We start from the raw sequence: 21182 nt of genomic DNA, 5'->3' as shown, positions 1-21182 counted from the left end.
AGTTCGCGAACCCGCCCCGAGTGCCTTCCAGGCCCGCCCGTAACCCCGCCTGCCCCGCCCGTACTTCCGCCTCCGGACATCCGAACCCCCAACCAGCCGATCCCCGTACGGCCCACCCGCGAGCCGCCTGTCACTTCTGGTACACCGCTCGACCCGCCGAGGTTCCCACCCCGCCCGCACTGCTTGAACTACTCGCACCCCTCACACGACTTGTGCCACCGGCACCGGCACCGCCACCCGCACCGGCACCCGCACCGCCACCGGCACCGGCACCCGCACCGCCACCGCCACCGGCACCCGCACCCGTCGCACCACGCGCCCTACCCCCGCCCGTCGAGCGACCGCGCGATCTCCCATGCCCGCCGCTTCGACCCCACGCCCTCCAGACGGAGCGTCAGATCCCCACCCGGAACCCCGCCGACCGCATGAGTCCACAGCAGCGTCGGCCCCGCCGTCCGCTCCTCCCGCGTATAACGGTCCCCGTCCGCGTCCACCAGCCAGAAGCTCAGCAGATGCGGTCGCGCGAACCACAGCGCCGGGTCCTGTATGCCTTCCGGAGGGACGGTCCCGTCCAGCGACAGCCACTCCGGCGGCTCGCGCACCGACTTGGCGAAACCGACGTCCAGCCGCGCCGGATACTCGTCGATCCGGACCGTGTGCCCGCCCTCCCGCCAGCACAGGCTCACCAGAAAGCGCCCCCGCGGCTCGCCGGTCACCGTCACCGCGTCCGGCACTCCCAACGCGTCCGGCACCACCGGCTCGAACCCCGCGCGCCGACCAGCCTGCGCCAGCGTCACCGACCGCCCGCACCCGGGCACCACCGCCCCGGCCGAGGGCACCGCCGACGGGTCGTACCGCACCTCGACCCCGCCGAAGCCGAACCAGTCGAAGACCGCCGCCCGCACCGGAGGCGTGAGCACGAGCACCGTCAGCACACCGCACAGGGCCGCCACCAGCGCCCGCCGCCGCATCCGCATCCAGCGCCGGACTGCCTGGACCCGCGCCCGGACCCCGGTCGGCCCGGGCACAGGCACGGGCACCGGGATCTGTTCGGCCAGTATCTGCGCCAGCACCCGCTCGACCATCGTCTCGGACCCGGCGGCCTCGCCCTCGCCTCCACCACCACCCCGAGCGTCCAGCGAACGCCCCAACGCCCGCAATTCCGCGGGCAACCGAGAGGCACCCGCGTGCCCATCGCGCGCCACTCGCCGACGCCCGGTGCCCTCACCCGTACCGGCACCTTCGCCGGCGCCCCCACTGTCGTACGACTTCCGTCCGTCACTCACACTCATCACCCCCTTCCCGAGGTCGGAAATCCGGCAGCAACCGCCCGAGTTTCCGCAACGCGCGGTTCAGCCGGGACTTCACCGTGCCGCGTGGCCAGCCCAGGGCCTGGGCCGTCTCCGGTTCGTCCATCTCCAGGAGATAGCGGTAGGTCACGACCAGGCGGTGCTCCTCGCTCAACTGCTCCAGGGCGGACAGCAGGGCCGCGCGGCGCTCCGTCTCCAGCGTGGCGACCGCCGGGTCCGCCGATTCCGGTATCAGCGGCTCGGCCTCCGCGAACGCCGCCTCCCGGCCGGCGAGCGTGCGCTGACGCGCCGCCGTACGCACCGTGTTCCTCGTCTCATTGGCGACGATCGACAGTAGCCACGGCTTGAACGCCGCGCCGTCCCGGAATCTGCCCAGCGCGCAGTACGCCTTGACGAAGGCCTGCTGCACCACGTCCTCCGCGTCCGCTCCCGCCCCGAGTGCCGCGGCCGCCCTGAGTGCGATGCCCGTGTGGGCCCGCACCAGCTCCGCGTACGCCTCCGGCTCTCCGGCGCGTACGCGTGCGATCACCGCGACCTCATCGACGATGCGGCCCCCCTCCCGCGTCTCCACACATTTGGTACACCGCCCGAGCCGGATCGGTTCCCACCCGCGTCGCATCTCTTCCGAACGAGTTCCGAACCCGGCTCCGGGCCTGTTTCTGACCGGCCCCCTAGACCTGAGAGAATGGTGAACATGGCCTCAGACCGACCCCGCGTGCTCTCCGGAATCCAGCCCACAGCAGGCTCGTTCCACCTCGGCAACTACCTCGGCGCCGTCCGCCAGTGGGTGGCCCTGCAGGAGTCCCACGACGCGTTCTACATGGTCGTAGACCTGCACGCGATCACGGTCCCGCAGGACCCGGCGGACCTGCGCGCCAACACCCGGCTCGCCACCGCGCAGCTGCTGGCCGCCGGGCTCGACCCGGAGCGCTGCACGCTCTTCGTCCAGAGCCATGTTCCCGAGCACGCCCAGCTCGCCTGGGTCATGAACTGCCTGACCGGCTTCGGTGAGGCGTCCCGCATGACCCAGTTCAAGGACAAGTCCGCCAAGCAGGGCGCCGACCGCGCCAGCGTCGGCCTGTTCACGTACCCGATCCTCCAGGTCGCCGACATCCTGCTGTACCAGGCGCACGAGGTGCCGGTGGGTGAGGACCAGCGCCAGCACATCGAGCTGACCCGCGACCTCGCCGAGCGCTTCAACGGCCGCTTCGGCGAGACCTTCACGATCCCGAAGCCGTACATCCTCAAGGAGACGGCGAAGATCTACGACCTTCAGGACCCGTCGATCAAGATGAGCAAGTCGGCGTCGACTCCGAAGGGCCTCATCAACCTTCTCGACGACCCGAAGGTGACCGCCAAGAAGGTCAAGAGCGCGGTCACCGACACGGACACCGTGATCCGCTACGACGCGGAGCACAAGCCGGGCGTCAGCAACCTGCTCACCATCTACTCGACCCTCACCGGCACCGGAATCCCGGAACTGGAGCAGAGGTACGAGGGCAAGGGCTACGGTGCGCTCAAGACGGACCTGGCCGAGGTCATGGTCGAGTTCGTGACGCCCTTCAGGGAGCGCACCCAGCAGTATCTGGACGACCCGGAGACGCTCGACTCGATCCTGGCCAAGGGCGCGGAGAAGGCGCGAGCCGTCGCGGCCGAGACCCTCGCCCGGACCTACGATCGGGTCGGCTTCCTGCCCGCCAAGCACTGAGGCGTACGACCGCATCGAAGGACCGACCGACGTACCACTGGACAGAGCGCTGCACATCACTACGGTTGCGCCTGCCCACAACTCAGGTGTGGCCGTACAGTCGATAGCCGGGTGGCCGCGCGCGTGGCCACCCCCGCTCACCATGAAGAGCACCATCAGGACCACCGACAGGACGACAGGAGACGACGTGGGGACCGTAACGATCGGTGTGTCGATCGCGGTCCCGGAGCCTCACGGCAGCCTGCTCCAGGAGCGGCGCGCGGGCTTCGGCGACGCCGCGGCTCACGGTATCCCCACGCACGTCACGCTGTTGCCGCCGACCGAGGTCGAGGCCTCGCAGCTGCCCGCGATCGAGGCCCACCTGGTCGACGTCGCCACCGCCGGGCGCCCCTTCCCGATGCGGCTGTCCGGCACCGGCACCTTCCGGCCGCTGTCCCCGGTCGTCTACGTCCAGGTCGTCGAGGGCGCTTCCGCCTGCACCTGGCTGCAGAAGCAGATCCGCGACGGCTCGGGACCCGTGGCCCGCGACCTGCACTTCCCGTACCACCCGCACGTCACCGTCGCGCACGGCATCGACGACGAGCTGATGGACCGCGCCTTCGAAGCGCTCGCCGACTACCGCGCGGAGTGGTCGTGCACCGGCTTCGCGCTCTACGAACAGGGCCCCGACGGCGTCTGGCGCAAGCTCCGCGAGTTCACCTTCGGAGGAGCCGTCGTACCGCCCCAGGCGGCCCACACCGAACGCGGCACGATCCCCAGCCACTAGGCCGGACACGACCGGGGCGCGGTCAGACCGTCAGCCGCCGGAACAGCGACCGCGGCACGTGCCGCAGCGCCGACATCACCACGCGCAGCGTCCCGGGCACCCAGACCGCCTCCGAGCCTCGGCGCAGGCCCAGTTCGATGGCCGTGGCGACGGCTTCCGGGGTCGTCGCGAAGGGCGCCTTCTCCGGACCGGCCGTCCGCTTCGACCGTACGAACCCCGGGCGTACGACCATGACGTGCACGCCCGTGCCGTGCAGCGCGTCGCCCAGCCCCTGGGTGAACGTGTCCAGGCCGGCCTTGCTGGAGCCGTAGATGAAGTCCGCGCGGCGGGCCCGTTCGCCGGCGACCGAGGAGAGCACCACCAGGGAGCCGTGCTCCTGGGTCTGCAGCGCCCGCGCGCTGACCAGGCCGGCCGAGACGGCACCGAGGTAGTTGGTCTGCGCGACACGCACCGCGGCGGCCGGTTCGCGCTCGTCCCGCGCCTGGTCGCCGAGGATGCCGAAGGCGAGCAGCACCATGTCGACGTCGCCCTCCGCGAAGACCTTGCCGAGCACGGTCTCGTGGGAGTCGGGGTCGAGCGCGTCGAAGGCGACGGTGTGGACGTCGGCCCCCAGGACCCGCAGTTCCGAAGCGGCCGTCTCCAGGGCGGGCGACGGACGGCCCGCCAGCCACACCGTGCGGGTGCGGCGCGCGATCATCCGGCGGGCGGTGGCCAACGCGATCTCTGAGGTACCGCCGAGGACGAGGAGGGACTGTGGAGGACGCATGCGGGTGACCGTATCGTCCCTTTATGGGCGTTCAGTTGTGCGGCATCGACCCCCTCCCTGAAATGGGCGATTAATCGGATGCCGCCGACGATGACGGCACGTGCGCGTGTTTGCGGGGTACCCGCACATCGGTCTCCCCGGAGGAGGGCAGAATCGGATCATGGACTGGCTGAAGAAGCTCCCCGTCATCGGGCCGCTGGTGGCGCGCCTGATGCTCACGCACGCGTGGCGGTCGTACGAGCGGCTGGACCGGGTGAAGTGGTCGCAGCTGGCCGCCGCGATGACGTTCATCAGCTTCATCGCGCTGTTCCCGCTGCTGACCGTGGCCGCCGCGATCGCCGCCGCCACCCTCAGCACCGACCAGCAGCACCAGCTGCAGGACAAGATCGCCGAGCAGGTCCCCGGCATCTCCGAGCAGCTCAACATCGGTTCCCTGGTGGACAACGCGGGCACCATCGGTCTCATCGCCGGTGCCGTCCTGCTGTTCACCGGCATCGGCTGGGTCGGCTCGATGCGGGAGTGCCTGCGCGCGGTGTGGGAGCTGCCCGACCGCGACGAGAACCCCCTCCTGCGCAAGCTCATCGACACCGGGGTGCTGATCGGGCTGGGCGGCGCAGTCCTCGCGACGATCGCCATCTCCACCGTCGCCTCCGCCCTGGTCGACTGGATCAGCCGCGAACTCGGCCTGGTAGAGGGCGGCTGGGGCGGGATCCTGCTCCGCGTCGCAGCCTTCGGCGTCGCCGTGTTCGTCGACTTCCTGCTTCTGCTCTACGTCCTGACGCTGCTGCCCGGCGTCGAGCCCACGCGCCGCCGGCTCCTGGTGGCCGCGCTGATCGGCGCGGTCGGCTTCGAACTCCTGAAGCTGCTGCTCAGCGGCTACATCCAGGGCGTCGCCGCGAAGAGCATGTACGGAGCGTTCGGCGTCCCCGTGGCGCTGCTCCTGTGGATGAACTTCACCTCGAAACTGGTCCTGTTCTGCGCCGCCTGGACGGCGACGCCGAGCAAGGGGGACCCCGAGGACGACGCGTACGACCCGGCCGACGAGACCGAGAACCCCAAGGTCAGGGACGACGGCGCCGGACCAGATCCGGCAGCGGCCAGCGCCGGTTGACCAGGAAGACACCGGCCGCGAGCAGCACCAGCAGCCCGCCGGTGACCGCGAGCGCGATCCCGACCCCGCTCGAACGGTCGTCCTCGGAGGCCGTCGCCGAGGCCGACCCACTGGCGCTCGGCTTCGTGGACGTGTCGCCGCCCGCCTCCCCGGTGGCCGTAGCACCCGGCTGTGCGCTCGCCTGCGGGACGTTCTTGGGTGCGACGAGCTCACCCACCGGCTGCACCTTCCCGTCCGCCTGGAAGCCCCAGTCGAGGATCTTCGCGGCCTCCTTGTAGACCTCGTTGTGCTCGGACTTCTCCGGGTTCATGACCGTCACCAGCAGCACCTTGCCGTCGCGTTCGGCGACGCCGGTGAAGGTGGCGCCAGCGTTGGTGGTGTTGCCGTTCTTGACGCCCGCGATGCCCGGGTACACCGAGACGTCCGAGTCGCCGCTCAGCAGCCGGTTGGTGTTGCGGATCTCGAAGGTCCCGCGGACCGACTTGCCCTTCTTCTTCGTCGTCTCGCCCGGGAACTTCGTGCTCACCGTCGAGCAGTACTCCCGGAAGTCCTTCTTCTGCAGCCCGGAGCGCGCGAACAGCGTCAGGTCGTACGCCGACGAGACCTGCCCCGGCTCGTCGTAGCCGTCCGGTGTCACCACGCGCGTGTCGAGTGCCTGGAGGTCCTGGGCGTGCGCGTTCATGTCGGAGACGGTCTTGGCGACGCCCCCGTTCATGTGGGACAGGACGTGCACCGCGTCGTTGCCGGAGCGCAGGAAGACACCGAGCCACAGATCGTGGACCGTGTAGCTCTCGCCCTCCTTTATCGGCACCACACTGGAACCGGCGCCCATGCCGGCCAGGTCGGACGCGACGACCTTGTGCTCGGTCGTCTTCGGGAACTTCGGCAGCACGGTGTCCGCGAACAGCATCTTCAGGGTGCTCGCCGGAGGCAGCCGCCAGTGCGCGTTGTGCGCGGCGAGCACCGCGCCCGACTCGGCGTCGCTCACGATCCACGACCGCGCGGTGACGTCCTTCGGCAGCACCGGGACACCGGACGTCAGATTGACCTGCGTCCCCGCCCGGCCGAGCCGGGTGCCGCCCACCGACGACATGTTCGCCGGGGGAGTGGCCGTAGGAGTCGCCGACGAACTGGCCGACGAACTCGGAGTCGCGGTCGGTGTGGGCGTCGGACTCGGGGCCGCGAGGGCGACGGGCGCGGTCAGCGCGAGGGACGACAGGGCGGCGGAAAGCACCAGCAGGGGTCGCCTGATGGTCTGCAGTGGAGCGGGCACGGACGAGAACGTACATGCCGGGGGACCCGAAGTCCCGTCACCGGCCCCACCCCGGACACGGGCCCCCGGGGACGACGGCGATACTGGACTCATGAAGCTCAGCCGCCCCGTCTCCTGGTTCCTGCTCGCCTTCGGGGTGTGGAGCTGGGTCATCTGGGTCACTTTCGTCAAAAACCTGGTAGCGGACAGCAGCGGACTGGCCTTCGACGACGGCCACCCGACGGCGTACTTCTGGGTGCACCTGACCCTCGCCATCGTCTCCTTCGTATTGGGGACGGTCATCGGGGGCCTCGGGTTGCGTGGACTGCGCGCACTGCGCGAGACGTCATAAAGAAGTGGCCGTCGTCGTCATCGCTCTCGTCGCCCTGGTCGCGGTCGCCGTCCTCGGCGGCGGGCACTGGTACGTCTGGCGCCGCCTCGTCCGCGACACCACGCGCGCGTGGGGCCCCGCCCGCATCACCGGCACGGCCGTGCTCGTCGCCGGCCCGGTCCTGATGGTCGCGGCCCTGGCCGCCGAACGCGGCGGCGCGCCCTTCTGGCTCCAACAGGCCCTGGGCTGGCCCGGCTTCCTGTGGATGGCCCTCGCGATCTACCTCCTGCTGGCCGTCCTCGCGGGCGAGGTCCTACGACCGCTGCTGTGCCGGCTCCTCGAACGGCGCGGGCGGCCCGGGACGGCCGTAGAAGAGCGCGAGGTCCCGGTCTCCGCCACAGCCCCCGAGGAAGCCGCTGAAGCGGCCCCTGAAGGGCCGCAGGGCGGTGGTCCGCTCGCCGTCCCCTCCCGTCGGCTGTTCGTCTCGCGTGTCGTCGGGGGCGCGGCCGCCGCCGCGGCCGTCGGGACCGTCGGGTACGGCACCTACGGGGTGCTGCGCGGGCCGAGCGTCAAGCGGGTCACCGTGCCGCTGGCCAAGCTGCCGCGGTCCGCGCACGGGTTCAGGATCGCGGTCGTCAGTGACATTCACCTGGGGCCGCTCCTGGGGCGCGGGTTCGCGCAGAAGGTCGTCGACACGATCAACGCGACCCAGCCCGATCTCATCGCGGTGGTGGGCGACCTGGTCGACGGGAGCGTCAAGAACCTGGGGCCCGCCGCGGCCCCCTTGGCCCAACTGCGGGCGCGGCACGGGGCGTTCTTCGTCACGGGGAACCACGAGTACTTCTCCGGCGCCCAACAGTGGCTGGAAGAGGTCCGCACGCTCGGGATCCACCCTCTGGAGAACGCCCGTACCGAACTGGCCGGGTTCGACCTCGCCGGGGTCAACGACCTCCAGGGCGAGAGCGAGGGGCAGGGGCCCGACTTCGGGAAGGCGCTCGGCGACCGTGACACCACGCGCGCGTGCGTGCTGCTCGCGCACCAGCCCGTGCAGATCCACGAGGCCGTGAAGCACGACGTCGACCTCCAGCTCTCCGGGCACACCCACGGCGGCCAGTTGTGGCCCGGCAACTTCGTCGCGGCGGCGGCCAATCCGACGGTCGCGGGCCTGGAGCGGTACGGCGACACCGAGTTGTACGTCAGCAGGGGCGCGGGCGCCTGGGGACCGCCCACGCGCGTGGGGGCGCCGTCGGACATCACGGTCGTCCGGCTGGCCTCGAAACAAGCCTAGGAACCGCCTGTGAAACGGGCAATTAACACCCGTCGGTAAGTTCTTTCTCATCTCGGCAGAACCCTCTTCCCCCGGATGAAACTCCTGTGGTTAGGTGATCCGCGCCACTAGGGGAGTGGCATATGGGAGGGGCCCGGGAGGGCCCTCGGGAGGGCACACCGATGCGGTCGGTTCGCATACGGATTCTCGCGACGCTGCTGGTTCTGGCGGCCGTGGGAGTCGGGGGCTGGCAGTTGCTGCCCTCGGACGGGAGCAAGGACAAGACGATCACGGTCGGGACGACGGACGCTGTCACGTCCCTCGACCCGGCCGCCGCCTACGACGCCGGTTCCTGGGCGTTGTACAGCAACGTCTTCCAGTCGCTCATGACGTTCGACTCGGGCGGCACGACACCCGTGCCGGACGCGGCCAAGAGCTGCGCGTTCGTGGGCGGGGGGCTGACGACGTACCGCTGTGTGGTGCGCGACGGGCCCACCTTCCCGAGCGGGCGCGCGATGACCGCCGAGGACGTGAAGTTCTCCTTCGACCGGGTCAAGAAGATCAACTCCGATGTGGGTCCGTCGTCGTTGCTCTCCACGCTCGGCTCGGTCGACGCCTCCGGGATGACGGTCACCTTCCATCTGTCGTCCCCGGACGCCACGTTCCCGTTCAAGGTGGCCACCGGCGCCGGTGCGATCGTCGACAGCACCAAATACCCGAAGGACGCCCCGCGCAACGGCTACCACGTCGACGGCACCGGGCCGTACACCCTGTCCACGTATACGAAGGACAAGAAGGCGGTCCTCTCGCCGAACAGCCACTACAAGGGTGCCGTCAAGAACACCGGGAGCCCGATCGAGCTGCGCTACTACGCCGACTCGGACGCGCTGCAGAAGGCGTACCAGGCGAAGCAGGTCCAGGTGGCCACCCGCCAGTTGCCGCCGAAGATGCTCTCCGGGCTCTCGGCGAGCGACCCGAACCAGCGCGTGTCGGAGGCGGACAGCTCCGAGACCCGCAACCTGTACCTCAACACCCGTAAGGGCACGCCCCTGCACGACGTCCTCGTGCGGCGGGCGATGGCCTGGCTGATCAACCGCGAACAGCTGGCCGCCACGGTGTACGACGACACGGTCGACCCGTTGTACTCGCTGATCCCCACCGGGATCGTCGGTCACACGACGTCGTTCTTCGACGACTACCCCTCCCAGAACGTCGAAAAGGCGAAGGCACTCCTCGAAGAGGCCGACGTCTCCGTCCCGGTGCACTTCACCTACGGCTACGGCATCGGACACGGCGCCGGCAAGGAGGAGGCCGCCGAGCTGAAGAAGCAGCTGGAGGCGGGCGGGCTCTTCAAGGTGGACGTCAAGGGCTACGAGTGGACCGACTTCCAGAAGCGCTGGGCGACCGGCAAGCTGGACGCGTACGCCGTCGGCTGGGTCGCCGACTACCCCGACCCGGACACCTTCGGCTCCCCGCTCGTCGGCAGCGGCTCCACCATGAACACCGGCTACAGCAACAAGATCGTCGACCAACTGATCCTCAACAGCCAGAAGTTCGCCGACCGCAGCCGCGTCGACGACGACTTCCGCGACCTGCAGTCGGACGTGGCCGCGGACGTGCCGCTGATCCCGCTGTGGCAGCGCAAGGAGTACGTCGTGAGCAGCGAGGACGTCGGCGGCATCTCCTACATCACGGACGGCACCGGCGTGTTCCGGCTGTGGGCGCTGGACTGGATCTGAGGCGATCCCGCGGCATCGGCCGTGAGGCCGCGGGACTGACCTTTGTTCGATCTTTTGTCCGAGTGACGCCGGTGGGCCATCGCACGCAGCACCATGTGACGGAGGTGCGTGGGGTGAGGAGCCGACGTGGTCAGACGCAACGCCTTCCGGCTGCCCCGGCACCCGGCCTCCGTGGGTCTCGCCCGGCGCCGGGTCCGGGACCATCTGGCCGACTGGGGGCACCGGAGTGACGACCCGGCGCTCCAGGACGCCGTACTGCTGGTGTCCGAGCTGGTGACCAACGTCGTACGCCACGGGTCGCTCCTGGAGCGGGAGTTCGAGGTGGCGGTGACGGCCCTCGCGGACGGCTCCTGCCTCATAGAGGTGTCGGACGAGGGCCGCCTGGAACCCCGTCTGCGCGTCGTGACGGCCCTGGAGGAGGCCGGTCGCGGTCTCCACCTCGTGGAGGGCATCGCGGCCGCCTGGGGCGTCTGGAGCCGAGGCCCACACGGCAAGACGGTCTGGGCCCTGGTCCAGGCCGACACCCCCTGACCCCCGTGCTCTTCTACGACCCGCAGTGCTCTACGACCTCTACGACGGCACGGGCGTCCGCGTCGGCAGGGTCACCGTCACCGCGAGCCCCTCGCCCGGTGCCGTCCGCACCGCGACATCGCCGCCGTGCGCCTTGACGACGCCCTGCACGATCGCCAGCCCCAGACCGCTGCCCGCGCCGCCGCCCGCCCGGAAGAAGCGGTCGAAGATGCGCGCCGCGTCGTCCTGGCAGAGCCCCGGACCCTGGTCGGCGACACACAGCCGTACGACCCCGTCCTCGCGCTCCAGACCGAGCCGCACGGGCACGTCGGCGGGGGTGTGGGTGCGGACGTTGGTCACCAGGTTGCCGAGTATCTGGCGCAGGCCCGACTCGTCGGCGCGCACCAGGAGGGAGCCGTCGGCGCCGACCGTGACGGGCCGCTCCGGCTGCTGCACCCGGAGGTCCTCGGCCGCGTCGCGCACCAGGCGGCTCAGATCGACGCTGCGGAAGCGCAGTTCGGGCTGCTGGTCCAGGCGGGCCAGCATGAGGAGTTCGTCGACGAGACGGCCCATACGGTCCGCCTCCGCGTTCATCCGGTCCCAGGCCCGCTTGCGCTCGTCGGGCTCGGTCAGCATGCCCTTGTCGTACAGCTGGAGGTAGCCGCGTATCGCCGACAGCGGGGTGCGCAGCTCGTGCGAGGCGTCGGCGACGAAGCGGCGCAGCTGGGCCGCCGTGCGCTCGCGCGTGCGGTACGCCGACTCCACCTGGTGGAGCATGGAGTTGAGGGCGACCCGCAGCTGCTCGACCTCCTGGGTCGGATGGTGGCTGGAGGGCACGCGCCGGGTCAGGTCGCCCTCGGCGATGGCCGTGGAGGTCTCGACCATGTCCTCCAGGGGCAGCATCCGTCGTCGCACACTCATCATGGTCAGCGCGGCGAGCAGCACGAGCAGCAGGCTGCCGAAGGCGAGGTCCAGCTTGAGGGCCTTGGCCATGCCGTGGTGGAAGCCGTCGGTGGAGGCGGCGATCAGGATGTACGTGCCGTCGGCGAGCCGGGTCCCGGTGGCGCGGTACGGGTCGCCGCGCAGCGTGATGTCGCGCGGTGTGCCGTTGGCGGTCAGCGTGGCCGGGTCGTGGAAGGCGGTGGCGAGCGCCCGCTGGGCGGCGGTCGGTTCGAAGCCGGCGACGGTGAGGACCTGGCCCTGTCTGCCGACCGCCGCGAACACGGTGTCCGGGTTCGGCGAGTCGCCCATCTGCTTCGGGATCAGGTGGTCGCCGATGCCGGCCAGCGTGCTCAGCGTGTTGAGCTGCTCCATGGTGAGCTGCGAACCGCTCAGCGAGTCACGGGACTTGGTCAGCTCGGAGTCGACCTGGGCGAGCAGATAGTGCCGCATGCCCATCAGGCTGACGGCGGTGGCCATGACGATGCCGAGCGCGAGCAGTGCCACGTTCGCCAGGGTCAGCTTGGCGCGCAGGGAGTGGGCCCCGCGCTCGCAGTTCGGGAGGTGGAACTTCCTCATGCGAGCCCGTATCCGACGCCCCGCCGCGTGGTGATCACGGGCGGTCCCAGGGTCTCCAGCTTGCGCCGCAGATAGCTGATGTAGGTCTCGACGACGGTCGACTCCGGCGGGGTGTGCTCGTACTGCCAGACGTGGCGCAGGAGTTGCTCCTTGGGCACGACCCGGCCGCCGTTGCGCACCAGGAAGCGCAGCAGGGCGTACTCGGTGGGGGTCAGCTCGACCGAGTTGCCCGCGCGGTGCACCGAGTACGTCGTCTCGTCCAGCTCCAGGTCGCCGTAGCGCAGGGGCGGGCGCTGGGGGAGGACGTCGGCGGGGCGGGTGCGGCGCAGGACGGCGGTGATGCGGGCGACGACCACGTCGATGTCGAACGGCTTGGTGATGTAGTCGTCGCCGAAGCCGAGGGCGCCGACGATCTCGGCCGGCGCGTCCCGCGCGGTGAGGAAGACGACCGCCAGGTCCGGCCTGCGGGCGCGCAGTTCCTGCCCCAGGGCGCGGCCGTCGCCGTCCGGGAGCATCACGTCGAGCAGCGCGCAGTCCGGGCGGGTGCGCTCGGCGAGGGCGAGCGCCTCGCGCACGGTGCCCGCGACCATCACCTCGAAGCGGTGGTAGCGCAGCGCGATGGCGAGGACGTCCGCGATGCTCGGTTCGTCCTCGACCACCAGCACGGTTCCTGGAGCCGTCATGCCCCCAGTATCGGCCGGGGCACTGACAGTCGGGCCGGTTCGGTCTTTGGAGTTCCTTGAGAGTCATGGCCAGAGCATGTCCACGCGTGCGTGCCGCCACCAATTCTGTAGGCCAGGACCTGGGGGACCATCCGACCGATCGGCCGAGTCAACTCGGTTGCGAATAAGGAGCGTTGAGCGTGGCGGCATTGGCACGGTGGTGCTATCGGCACCGGCTGGTGGTCCTGTTGCTTTGGGTGGGGGCGTTGTTCGGCCTGGGCCTGTCGGCCTCGACGGCCGGGACGGACTACGCGAACGTCTTCTCCCTCCCGGACACGGACTCCAAGAGCGCGTACGACCAGATGGCGAAGGCCTTCCCGAACACCTCGGGCGACACCGACACGGTGGTCTGGAAGGTCGACTCGGGTTCGGTGAAGGACCCGTCCGTACGGTCCCGGATCCAGCCCGCGCTCGACAAGATCGCCGGCATGAAGGGCGTCGGTGGGGTCACCGGCCCCTACTCCGGCGCCCGGGGCGCGGCGCAGATCAGCTCCGACGGGACGATCGCGTACGCGCAGATCACCTTCGCCGAGCAGGCGAACGCCGTCCCCAAGGAGCTCGTCCAGAAGGTCGTCGACACCGCTCAGGACGCCGGACGCAAGGGCCTCCAGGTCGAGCTGGGCGGCCAGGCCGTCCAGCGGGTGGAGGAACCCCCGGGCGGCATCGCCGAGGGCGTCGGCATCCTCGCGGCGGCGATCGTCCTGTTCCTGGCCTTCGGCTCGTTCTACGCGGCCCTGCTCCCGATCGGCATCGCCGTCTTCGGCGTCGGCACGGGCCTGTTCTCCACCCAGCTCCTGAGCCACACCACCGACATCCCCGACCTGGCCCCGCTGCTGGCCACCCTGATCGGCCTCGGCGTCGGCATCGACTACGCCCTGTTCATCGTCACCCGGCACCGACGCGGCGTCCAACGCGGCCTGGATCCCGAGGAGTCGGCGGTCATCGCCCTCAACACCTCGGGCCGGGCCGTGCTGTTCGCGGGCGGCACGGTGTGCATCGCGCTCGCCGGGATGCTGGTGACGAACCTGCGCTTCCTGGACGGCGTGGTCATCGGCACCTCGCTCACGGTCGTCCTGAGCGTGCTCGCGGCCACGACGCTGCTGCCCGCCCTGCTCGGCTTCCTGGGCGTGCGGGTGCTCAGCCGCAAGCAGCGCCGCAAGCTGGCCGCGACCGGGTCCGAGCCGGAGCGCACCGACAACCTCGCGGCCCGCTGGTCGGCCGCCGTGCAGAAGCGCCCGCGCCGGATCGCCGTGTTCGCCCTCGTCGTCATGGCCCTCCTCGCCTTCCCCATCCTGTCGTTGCGCCTCGGCGCCACCGACCAGGGCAACGACGACACGTCGACGACCACCAGGCAGGCGTACGACCTGCTCGCCGACGGCTTCGGACCGGGCTTCAACGGCCCCCTCCAGGTGGTCACTTCGGGCGGCGACACCACCAAGCTGGTCGAGAACATCCGGGCGACGAAGGACGTGGCCCAGGTCGCCGCGCTGCCGCCCGCGCACGGCGTGACGGTGATCCAGGTCGTCCCGAAGACCTCACCGCAGTCCGTGCAGACGGACGACCTGATCGACACCCTGCGCGACAAGGTGATACCCGAGGCCGGTGTCACCGGCCACGTCGGCGGCGTGACAGCGATCTCCAAGGACTTCGCGACCGTCACGGGCGACCGCCTGCCGCTCTTCGTCGCGACGATCATCGGCCTGAGCTTCCTGCTCCTCCTGCTGGCCTTCCGCTCGCTCGTGGTGCCGCTGACGGCCGCTCTGATGAACCTCATCGCGGCGGCGGCCTCCTTCGGTGTCCTGGTGGCGATCTTCCAGTGGGGCTGGGGCCTGGACATGCTCGGCCTCGGCAAGGAGGGCCCGATCAACGCCTTCCTGCCGGTCATCATGCTGTCCCTGCTGTTCGGCCTCTCCATGGACTACCAGGTGTTCCTGGTGAGCCGTATGCACGAGGAGTGGGTCCACACCAAGGACAACGCCCGCGCGGTCCGCGTCGGCCTCGCGGAGACCAGCCGCGTCATCAACAGCGCGGCCCTGATCATGGTCTGCGTCTTCCTGGCCTTCGTCCTCAGCGGCAACTCCGGCGCGGCGACGGCGGGCGTCGGCCTGGCCGCCGCGGTCGCCCTCGACGCCTTCATCCTGCGTACGGCGCTGGTGCCGGCCGCGATGCACCTCCTGGGCAAGTCCAACTGGTGGCTGCCCGGCTGGCTGGACAAGGCACTGCCGCACCTCGCGGTGGAGCCCGCCGAGGAGCCCGCTCCGGCCGCCGTGGAGGGCCCGTCCTCGGCCGTCCACGGTTTCGTCCGTACGACCGAGGGTGAGCCCGTGGAGGGCGCGTCAGTGACGCTCCTGTCGGCCGGGGGACGCCAACTGGACCGCGTCGAGACCCTGGCGGACGGCTCGTACATCGTGTCGGTGCCGGCTCCGGGGACCTACCTCGTCGCGACGACGGCCACGTCGTACGGCTCGATCGCCCGCCACGTGGCGGTGACGGACGGTCCGCTGGTCTACGACGTCGAGCTCGCGGAGGGCGAGGTGGACGCCGTCAACTGAGTGTTCAGGGGCGCCCGTTGTCGTCGGGCTCGTCGGCGGGCGCCCCGCGCTTCTCCTGCTTCTTCTTGGCCTTCGCCGGGTCGGGCAGCGCGTGGGTCATGCCCGGCAGGAAGTCCGTGAACAGCTCGTGCACCTCCAGGACGAGCGGCCGCAGCACCCGGAAGCGGGCGAGGGACACCCCGCGCGCGGTGAGACGCGCGCCGCGCTCCGCGAGCCGGTAACTCCGCTCACGGCCCTCGGTCCGGTCGAACACCCAATACAGGACGAGCCCCATCTGGGAGAGCCACAGCAACTCCGGGAGCACGTCCCGCAGTTCCGGCGCCACCTTGGTCTTCGCGCCGAACAGCACCTCCTTGTGGACGTCGATGGCCTGCACGCGCGCGTGCTCGCTCTCCGCGGAGAAAGGGCTCAGCGGGCTGTCCGGGTCGGCGGCGTTCTTGAAGAACTGCACCGCGAACTCGTGGTACGGCTTCGCGATGTCCAGCCACACCCGCAGCACGCCCGCGAGCCGCGCCTCCAGATCGGTCTCCCGGTCCAGCACCTCGCGGACCGCGAGCCGGTGCTCCTCGGCGAGCCGGTCGTAGAAGCCCTGGACCAGGTGCTCCTTGCCGGCGAAGTAGTAGTACGCGTTGCCGACCGAGACGCCCGCCTCCTTGGCGATCGCCCGCATCGTCGTCTTGTCGTAGCCGTGCTCCTGGAACAGCCGCATGGCCGTCTCCAGGATGAGCGCACGGGTCTGCTCGGACTTCGCGGACCTGGCGGGCGTACCGCCGTCCTCTTCGGGGCTGTCGTTCTTCGCTGGCACGGAAAGAGAGCCTATCCAGTGGGGCAGGAACCGTCGGCGCAGCCCGGCGCGGTGTACGACCACCCCTTGCTCGGGTCGTACGTCCACCCGTCCCGCTGCCGGTACACACCGCCACCCCAGCGCCCGGGGCCCCACTGCGCCCCGCGCCACTTGGCGGCGGCGAGCACGGCGCCCTTGGCGATCCTGGCCCCGGCCGGGGTGCTCAACCGGTGGGCCAGCGGCCGGTGTTCGCGCAGCGCCCACAGGGTGACGATCCAGGCGGCGGCGCCCTGGTAGACCTGCCCGGAGTCGCCGACGACGGTGATCTCGTCGAGGGTGGCGCGATGGTCGAGCCCGGGAAAGCGCCGTCGGGCCTCTTCGGAGGACGCCGGTACCAGCTCCAGGGGCACCAGCTGCGACTGCCGTACGAGCCAGTCGCGCAGGAAGGTGCACAGGGAGCAGTCGGCGTCGTAGAGGACGGTGAGCCCGCGGACCGGGACGCGCGGGGCGTCCCGGTCCTGGGTCCCGCCGAGGGCCGGGGCCACCCCCGTCACGCCCCGGCCGTCGGCGGAACCCAGCCCTGCGGCCCGACCGGCGGCACCTGCTCGTGCTCCAGCACACCGCGCCGACGGATCTTGTTCAGCACGAACACGTTCCCCAGGTGCATCACCCCGAGCACCAGCAGCACCACGCCCACCTTCTTCGACAGGGCCTCGAAGATGCCCCGGGTGTCGTCGATGGTGCCGTCGCCGCTCAGGTACAGGGCGACGAACCCGAGGTTGACGAGGTAGAAACCGACCACCAGGAGGTGGTTCACGGCCTCCGCGAGTTTTTCGTTCCCCCGGAGGACGTCGGCGAGGAAGATCCGCCCGTTGCGGCTGAGCGTGCGGGCCACCCAGATGGTGAGTCCGATGCTGACGACCAGATAGATGACGTAGGCGATGACCGTGCGGTCCATGCGCCTCCCCCTTCTTGAACACGTTCAAAAACGCTGACAGGAAGAACTGTAGGAGCATTTTTGAACGTGTTCAACTCGCATGTGCTGGGACCTGCGTCACACCCGCCGCGCCAGCTCCGGCCGCTTCGAGTAGTCGGTGAATCCGATGACGTTGCCCCAGGGGTCGGCGATCTCGACGGTCCACCCGGTGGCCACGGAGAAGGGTGCGTCGAGGAGGGGGACACCGGCGGCGGTGAGGTGCTGTGCCGCCTTCCGCGCGTCCGGGACCTCCAGCCACACACGCGGCGAGGGCCAGGGGGGTGGTCTGTGTCCCAGCCCGTCTTCGTGCCGCAGGAGAACCCCGGGCGTCTCGCCGCCGACCTTCAGGATCGCGATCCCGGCCTCGTCGAGCCGGAACCCGAGGGTGAATCCGGCGCGCTCGTAGAAGGGGACGGCCTCGGCGAGGTCGCCGACGGGGAGGAGGAGGTTGTCGAAGCCGAGCAGTTCGTACGACTCTTCGTCTGACATGCCATCAGATTAGGTCGATGATCGGCGCAGGCCCGGGATTGCCCGACGATCCTGAGCCGGTGGTGAGCCGAGCGGCGCGGTCAGTCGCTCTTGGGCTGCCCCGCCTTGAGGATCTCCGCGACGTCGAGGGTGACCTTGGCGCCGAGGGTGTCGGGGAGGGTCACTAGTTCGCCGGGAGCGTGGATGCGGTGGTTGGTGTACTCGCCTGTGGCCGGGTCCGTTAGGACGTGGAGGCGCTGGTGTTTCCGGTCGACGATGACGTAGACGGGCACAGCGGCACCGGCATAGGCGGCGACCTTGGTGCGCAGGTCGCTCTGGTAGTTGCTGGACGTGACTTCCAGGACCAGACGGAAGGCGATGGGCTCATAGCAATTGTTCTCGACCAGGTGTTCCTGGAAGTCCGCGTCCACCAGCGCGAGATCCGGGATCGCGAAGTCCTCGCCGCTGGGCAGCCACAGCCCGACGCCTTGGAGCACCATCGACTCAGTCCCGTGGAGTCCGGCTGCGAGGAAGGGGACCATGAGGTCGGTCAGGGCGGCGGCGTGAGCACCATCCGGGGGCGGGGACAAGAGGATCAGGCCTCCGATGATCTCGACGCGGTGGCCCGGAAGACGCTCCTGGGCGAGGTTCGCCTCCGCGATCAGCGGACGGTCGCCGTGCGGCTGCTCGACGGGTGCTGCGGACATCACGTGCCTCCCGTGGGCTGTTGTCGAGAGCATCATCGTAGGCCGGGCAGCCCTCAGGAGCCCTGAAAGAGGCGCTTCACCCGATCGTGGCCCCCCACGCCCGAGGGCCCCGTTCCAGAACAGGAACGGGGCCCTCGGGGACGTACAGGAAACAACCTCAGAAGCGCCGAGTGATCAGCGCCCGCTTCACTTCCTGGATCGCCTTCGTGACCTCGATGCCTCGCGGGCACGCGTCCGTGCAGTTGAAGGTGGTGCGGCAACGCCACACGCCGTCACGGTCGTTGAGGATCTCCAGGCGTTGTTCGCCCGCCTCGTCACGCGAGTCGAAGATGAAGCGGTGGGCGTTGACGATGGCGGCCGGGCCGAAGTACTGGCCGTCGTTCCAGAAGACCGGGCAGGACGACGTGCAGGCCGCGCAGAGGATGCACTTCGTGGTGTCGTCGAAGCGCTCGCGGTCCTCCGCCGACTGGAGGCGTTCCCGGGTCGGCTCGTTCGTGTCCTTCGTGATGAGGAAGGGCATCACGTCGCGGTACGCCTGGAAGAACGGGTCCATGTCGACGACCAGGTCCTTCAGGACCGTCAGACCCTTGATCGGCTCGACCGTGATCGGCTTCTCGGGGTTGAGGTCCTTGATCAGGGTCTTGCAGGCGAGACGGTTCTTGCCGTTGATCCGCATCGCGTCCGAGCCGCAGATGCCGTGGGCACAGGAACGGCGGAAGGTGAGGGTGCCGTCCAGTTCCCACTTGATCTTGTGGAGGCCGTCGAGGACGCGCTCCTTGGGGTCGATCTCCAGCTGGAAGTCTTCCCAGACCGCTTCCGCCGAGACCTCGGAGTTGAAGCGGCGGATGCGGAAGGTGACCGTGATGTAGGGGGAGTCGGCGAAGCCGGGCTCGGGCTGGCCGGCCGCTTCCGCCTTGTCCAGAACAGGGGTAGCCATCAGTACTTACGCTCCATCGGCTGGTAGCGGGTCTGGACGACCGGCTTGTAGTCGAGACGGATGGACTCGGTGCCGTCGTCGCCGACCTCGCGGTACGCCATGGTGTGGCGCATGAAGTTGACGTCGTCGCGGTTGGGGTAGTCCTCGCGGTAGTGACCGCCGCGGGACTCCTTGCGGGCGAGCGCCGAGACCGCCATCACCTCGGCGAGGTCGAGCAGGTTGCCCAGCTCGATGGCCTCAAGGAGGTCCGTGTTGAACCGGCGGCCCTTGTCCTGGATCGAGACGTTGCGGTAGCGCTCGCGCAGCTCCGCGATCTTCTCGACCGCCGTCTTGATCGTCTGCTCGGTGCGGAACACCATGACGTTCGCGTCCATGCACTCCTGCAGCTCGCGGCGGATGACCGCCACGCGCTCGGTGCCCGTGGAGTTGCGCAGGTGCTCGACCTGGTCGATGACCTGCTGCGCCGGGTCCTCCGGCAGCTCGACGTAGGACGCCTTCTGGCTGTACTCCGCCGCCGCGATACCCGCCCGGCGCCCGAACACGTTGATGTCCAGGAGGGAGTTGGTGCCCAGGCGGTTCGCGCCGTGCACCGACACGCAGGCGACCTCGCCGGCCGCGTACAGGCCCGGGACGACCGTGGTGTTGTCCGTGAGGACCTCACCCTGGACGTTCGTCGGGATGCCGCCCATCGCGTAGTGCGCGGTGGGCTGGATCGGGATCGGGTCCGTGTACGGCTCGATACCGAGGTACGTGCGCGCGAACTCCGTGATGTCGGGCAGCTTGGCGTCCAGCTGCTCCGGCGGGAGGTGCGTCAGGTCCAGGTACACGTGGTCGCCCTCGGGACCGCAGCCGCGGCCCTCCCGGATCTCCGTGTAGATGGAGCGCGAGACGACGTCACGGGACGCGAGGTCCTTCATGACCGGCGCGTACTTCTCCATGAAGCGCTCGCCGTCCTTGTTGCGCAGGATGCCGCCCTCGCCGCGGGCGCCCTCCGTCAGCAGGATGCCCATGCGCCAGATGCCGGTCGGGTGGAACTGGAAGAACTCCATGTCCTCCAGCGGCAGCCCGCGCCGGTAGACCGCGGCCTGGCCGTCACCGGTCAGGGTGTGCGCGTTCGACGTCACCTTGAAGAACTTGCCGCAGCCGCCGGACGCGTAGATCACGGCCTTCGCCTGGAAGACGTGGATCTCGCCGGTCGCCAGCTCGTACGCGACGACGCCCACCGACGTCTTCACGCCGTCGACATCGGCGATCAGCTGGTCGAGGACGTAGAACTCGTTGAAGAACTCCACGCCCTCCTTCACGCAGTTCTGGTACAGCGTCTGGAGGATCATGTGGCCGGTGCGGTCGGCCGCGTAGCAGGACCGGCGGACCGGGGCCTCGCCGTGGTTACGGCTGTGCCCGCCGAAGCGGCGCTGGTCGATCGTGCCGTCCGGCGTGCGGTTGAACGGCAGGCCCATCTTCTCCAGGTCGAGGACCGAGTCGATGGCCTCCTTCGCCAGGATCTCGGCGGCGTCCTGGTCGACCAGGTAGTCGCCGCCCTTGATCGTGTCGAAGGTGTGCCACTCCCAGTTGTCCTCCTCCACGTTGGCGAGCGCGGCGGCCATACCGCCCTGCGCGGCGCCCGTGTGGGAGCGGGTGGGGTAGAGCTTCGTCAGGACAGCGGTGCGGCTGCGCTTCGTCGACTCGATCGCGGCGCGCATACCGGCGCCGCCGGCGCCGACGATGACGGTGTCGTATTTGTGGATCTTCATCAGA

Annotated in this window: 21 protein-coding genes; 8 read left to right on the top strand and 13 right to left on the bottom strand. The window is 69.9% G+C overall.

Features of this window, described 5'->3' with window-relative positions; translation table 11 throughout:
* Nucleotides 1-320 precede the first annotated feature (320 nt).
* On the bottom strand, nt 321-1292 hold the full coding sequence (locus tag OG226_RS20675; RefSeq protein WP_329349680.1) for a hypothetical protein: 972 nt from the start codon (nt 1290-1292) through the stop codon (nt 321-323).
* Nucleotides 1279-1839 (bottom strand): RNA polymerase sigma factor, encoded by a 561-nt coding sequence (locus OG226_RS20670; RefSeq protein ID WP_328686379.1) that lies wholly within the window; start codon nt 1837-1839, stop codon nt 1279-1281. The genes OG226_RS20675 and OG226_RS20670 overlap by 14 nt, the downstream gene beginning before the upstream one ends.
* 165 nt (nt 1840-2004) lie before the next feature.
* Between OG226_RS20670 and trpS the strand changes: the two genes are divergently transcribed.
* Nucleotides 2005-3018, top strand: a complete 1014-nt coding sequence (trpS, locus tag OG226_RS20665) for a tryptophan--tRNA ligase (RefSeq protein WP_328679869.1) — start codon at nt 2005-2007, stop codon at nt 3016-3018.
* A gap of 187 nt (nt 3019-3205) precedes the next feature.
* Nucleotides 3206-3784: a 2'-5' RNA ligase family protein gene (locus OG226_RS20660; protein WP_329349679.1), complete on the top strand. Its 579-nt coding sequence runs from the start codon at nt 3206-3208 to the stop codon at nt 3782-3784.
* A gap of 22 nt (nt 3785-3806) precedes the next feature.
* Here the strand turns inward: OG226_RS20660 and OG226_RS20655 are convergent, their stop codons facing one another.
* Nucleotides 3807-4550, bottom strand: coding sequence for a decaprenylphospho-beta-D-erythro-pentofuranosid-2-ulose 2-reductase (locus OG226_RS20655; protein ID WP_329349678.1), 744 nt, complete (start codon nt 4548-4550; stop codon nt 3807-3809).
* A gap of 160 nt (nt 4551-4710) precedes the next feature.
* Between OG226_RS20655 and OG226_RS20650 the strand changes: the two genes are divergently transcribed.
* On the top strand, nt 4711-5661 hold the full coding sequence (locus OG226_RS20650; RefSeq protein WP_328679862.1) for a YihY/virulence factor BrkB family protein: 951 nt from the start codon (nt 4711-4713) through the stop codon (nt 5659-5661).
* On the opposite strand, the gene OG226_RS20645 is transcribed toward OG226_RS20650, so the two are convergent.
* Nucleotides 5612-6934 (bottom strand): D-alanyl-D-alanine carboxypeptidase family protein, encoded by a 1323-nt coding sequence (locus tag OG226_RS20645; protein ID WP_329349677.1) that lies wholly within the window; start codon nt 6932-6934, stop codon nt 5612-5614. The two genes, OG226_RS20650 and OG226_RS20645, sit on opposite strands and share 50 nt — an antisense overlap.
* 91 nt (nt 6935-7025) lie before the next feature.
* Between OG226_RS20645 and OG226_RS20640 the strand changes: the two genes are divergently transcribed.
* The 4 genes from OG226_RS20640 to OG226_RS20625 all read left to right on the top strand — a co-directional run bounded on the left by OG226_RS20640 (nt 7026) and on the right by OG226_RS20625 (nt 10781).
* A complete protein-coding gene (locus tag OG226_RS20640) occupies nt 7026-7265 on the top strand; it encodes an SCO4848 family membrane protein (RefSeq protein ID WP_327401786.1) in 240 nt (79 codons plus the stop codon).
* Between the two features lie 4 nt (nt 7266-7269).
* Nucleotides 7270-8532 carry a metallophosphoesterase gene (locus OG226_RS20635; RefSeq protein WP_329349676.1) on the top strand — a complete coding sequence of 421 codons (1263 nt, stop codon included), beginning with the start codon at nt 7270-7272 and terminating at the stop codon, nt 8530-8532.
* A gap of 161 nt (nt 8533-8693) precedes the next feature.
* Complete coding sequence (locus OG226_RS20630) at nt 8694-10250, top strand: ABC transporter substrate-binding protein (RefSeq protein ID WP_329349675.1); 1557 nt, start codon at nt 8694-8696, stop codon at nt 10248-10250.
* 126 nt (nt 10251-10376) lie between these two features.
* Entirely contained in the window at nt 10377-10781 is a 405-nt protein-coding gene (locus OG226_RS20625) for an ATP-binding protein (RefSeq protein WP_329349674.1), read from the top strand.
* 39 nt (nt 10782-10820) lie between these two features.
* On the opposite strand, the gene OG226_RS20620 is transcribed toward OG226_RS20625, so the two are convergent.
* Together OG226_RS20620 and OG226_RS20615 are read right to left on the bottom strand one after the other, a co-directional pair.
* Nucleotides 10821-12278: a sensor histidine kinase gene (locus OG226_RS20620; protein WP_328679850.1), complete on the bottom strand. Its 1458-nt coding sequence runs from the start codon at nt 12276-12278 to the stop codon at nt 10821-10823.
* Nucleotides 12275-12961, bottom strand: coding sequence for a response regulator transcription factor (locus OG226_RS20615; RefSeq protein WP_033280148.1), 687 nt, complete (start codon nt 12959-12961; stop codon nt 12275-12277). Before OG226_RS20615 ends, OG226_RS20620 begins: the two co-directional genes overlap by 4 nt.
* Nucleotides 12962-13149: 188 nt before the next feature.
* Between OG226_RS20615 and OG226_RS20610 the strand changes: the two genes are divergently transcribed.
* Nucleotides 13150-15552 carry an MMPL family transporter gene (locus OG226_RS20610; protein ID WP_328686378.1) on the top strand — a complete coding sequence of 801 codons (2403 nt, stop codon included), beginning with the start codon at nt 13150-13152 and terminating at the stop codon, nt 15550-15552.
* A 4-nt stretch (nt 15553-15556) separates the two neighbouring features.
* Here OG226_RS20610 and OG226_RS20605 read toward each other — a convergent pair whose 3' ends face one another.
* The 7 genes from OG226_RS20605 to sdhA form a co-directional block, all read right to left on the bottom strand.
* Nucleotides 15557-16357 carry a TetR family transcriptional regulator gene (locus OG226_RS20605; protein WP_328679848.1) on the bottom strand — a complete coding sequence of 267 codons (801 nt, stop codon included), beginning with the start codon at nt 16355-16357 and terminating at the stop codon, nt 15557-15559.
* Nucleotides 16358-16368: 11 nt separating this feature from the next.
* Complete coding sequence (locus OG226_RS20600) at nt 16369-16890, bottom strand: thiol-disulfide oxidoreductase DCC family protein (RefSeq protein WP_328679847.1); 522 nt, start codon at nt 16888-16890, stop codon at nt 16369-16371.
* Complete coding sequence (locus OG226_RS20595) at nt 16887-17294, bottom strand: hypothetical protein (RefSeq protein ID WP_328679846.1); 408 nt, start codon at nt 17292-17294, stop codon at nt 16887-16889. Before OG226_RS20595 ends, OG226_RS20600 begins: the two co-directional genes overlap by 4 nt.
* Nucleotides 17295-17390: 96 nt before the next feature.
* Nucleotides 17391-17801 (bottom strand): VOC family protein, encoded by a 411-nt coding sequence (locus tag OG226_RS20590; protein WP_329349673.1) that lies wholly within the window; start codon nt 17799-17801, stop codon nt 17391-17393.
* An 80-nt stretch (nt 17802-17881) separates the two neighbouring features.
* Entirely contained in the window at nt 17882-18487 is a 606-nt protein-coding gene (locus OG226_RS20585) for a Uma2 family endonuclease (RefSeq protein ID WP_328679842.1), read from the bottom strand.
* A 157-nt stretch (nt 18488-18644) separates the two neighbouring features.
* Nucleotides 18645-19424 carry a succinate dehydrogenase iron-sulfur subunit gene (locus tag OG226_RS20580; RefSeq protein ID WP_317884797.1) on the bottom strand — a complete coding sequence of 260 codons (780 nt, stop codon included), beginning with the start codon at nt 19422-19424 and terminating at the stop codon, nt 18645-18647.
* Nucleotides 19424-21178, bottom strand: a complete 1755-nt coding sequence (sdhA, locus tag OG226_RS20575) for a succinate dehydrogenase flavoprotein subunit (RefSeq protein ID WP_328679837.1) — start codon at nt 21176-21178, stop codon at nt 19424-19426. The genes OG226_RS20580 and sdhA overlap by 1 nt, the downstream gene beginning before the upstream one ends.
* Between the last annotated feature and the right edge of the window lie 4 nt (nt 21179-21182).

The organism is Streptomyces sp. NBC_01261, assembly GCF_036226385.1.
In the GTDB taxonomy this organism is placed as follows: Bacteria; Actinomycetota; Actinomycetes; order Streptomycetales; family Streptomycetaceae; genus Streptomyces.
Note: the sequence above shows the minus strand (reverse complement) of the source record. Positions and strands in the feature narration are given on the sequence as shown.

Bases quoted from the DNA above. Each gene is read 5' to 3' on its own strand.
- OG226_RS20675 (WP_329349680.1), bottom strand. From the start codon at position 1,292: ATGAGTGTGAGTGACGGACGGAAGTCGTACGACAGTGGGGGCGCCGGC.
- trpS (WP_328679869.1), top strand. From the start codon at position 2,005: ATGGCCTCAGACCGACCCCGCGTGCTCTCCGGAATCCAGCCCACAGCA.
- OG226_RS20655 (WP_329349678.1), bottom strand. From the start codon at position 4,550: ATGCGTCCTCCACAGTCCCTCCTCGTCCTCGGCGGTACCTCAGAGATC.
- OG226_RS20650 (WP_328679862.1), top strand. From the start codon at position 4,711: ATGGACTGGCTGAAGAAGCTCCCCGTCATCGGGCCGCTGGTGGCGCGC.
- OG226_RS20640 (WP_327401786.1), top strand. From the start codon at position 7,026: ATGAAGCTCAGCCGCCCCGTCTCCTGGTTCCTGCTCGCCTTCGGGGTG.
- OG226_RS20630 (WP_329349675.1), top strand. From the start codon at position 8,694: ATGCGGTCGGTTCGCATACGGATTCTCGCGACGCTGCTGGTTCTGGCG.
- OG226_RS20620 (WP_328679850.1), bottom strand. From the start codon at position 12,278: ATGAGGAAGTTCCACCTCCCGAACTGCGAGCGCGGGGCCCACTCCCTG.
- OG226_RS20615 (WP_033280148.1), bottom strand. From the start codon at position 12,961: ATGACGGCTCCAGGAACCGTGCTGGTGGTCGAGGACGAACCGAGCATC.
- OG226_RS20595 (WP_328679846.1), bottom strand. From the start codon at position 17,294: ATGGACCGCACGGTCATCGCCTACGTCATCTATCTGGTCGTCAGCATC.
- OG226_RS20590 (WP_329349673.1), bottom strand. From the start codon at position 17,801: ATGTCAGACGAAGAGTCGTACGAACTGCTCGGCTTCGACAACCTCCTC.
- OG226_RS20585 (WP_328679842.1), bottom strand. From the start codon at position 18,487: ATGTCCGCAGCACCCGTCGAGCAGCCGCACGGCGACCGTCCGCTGATC.
- OG226_RS20580 (WP_317884797.1), bottom strand. From the start codon at position 19,424: ATGGCTACCCCTGTTCTGGACAAGGCGGAAGCGGCCGGCCAGCCCGAG.
- sdhA (WP_328679837.1), bottom strand. From the start codon at position 21,178: ATGAAGATCCACAAATACGACACCGTCATCGTCGGCGCCGGCGGCGCC.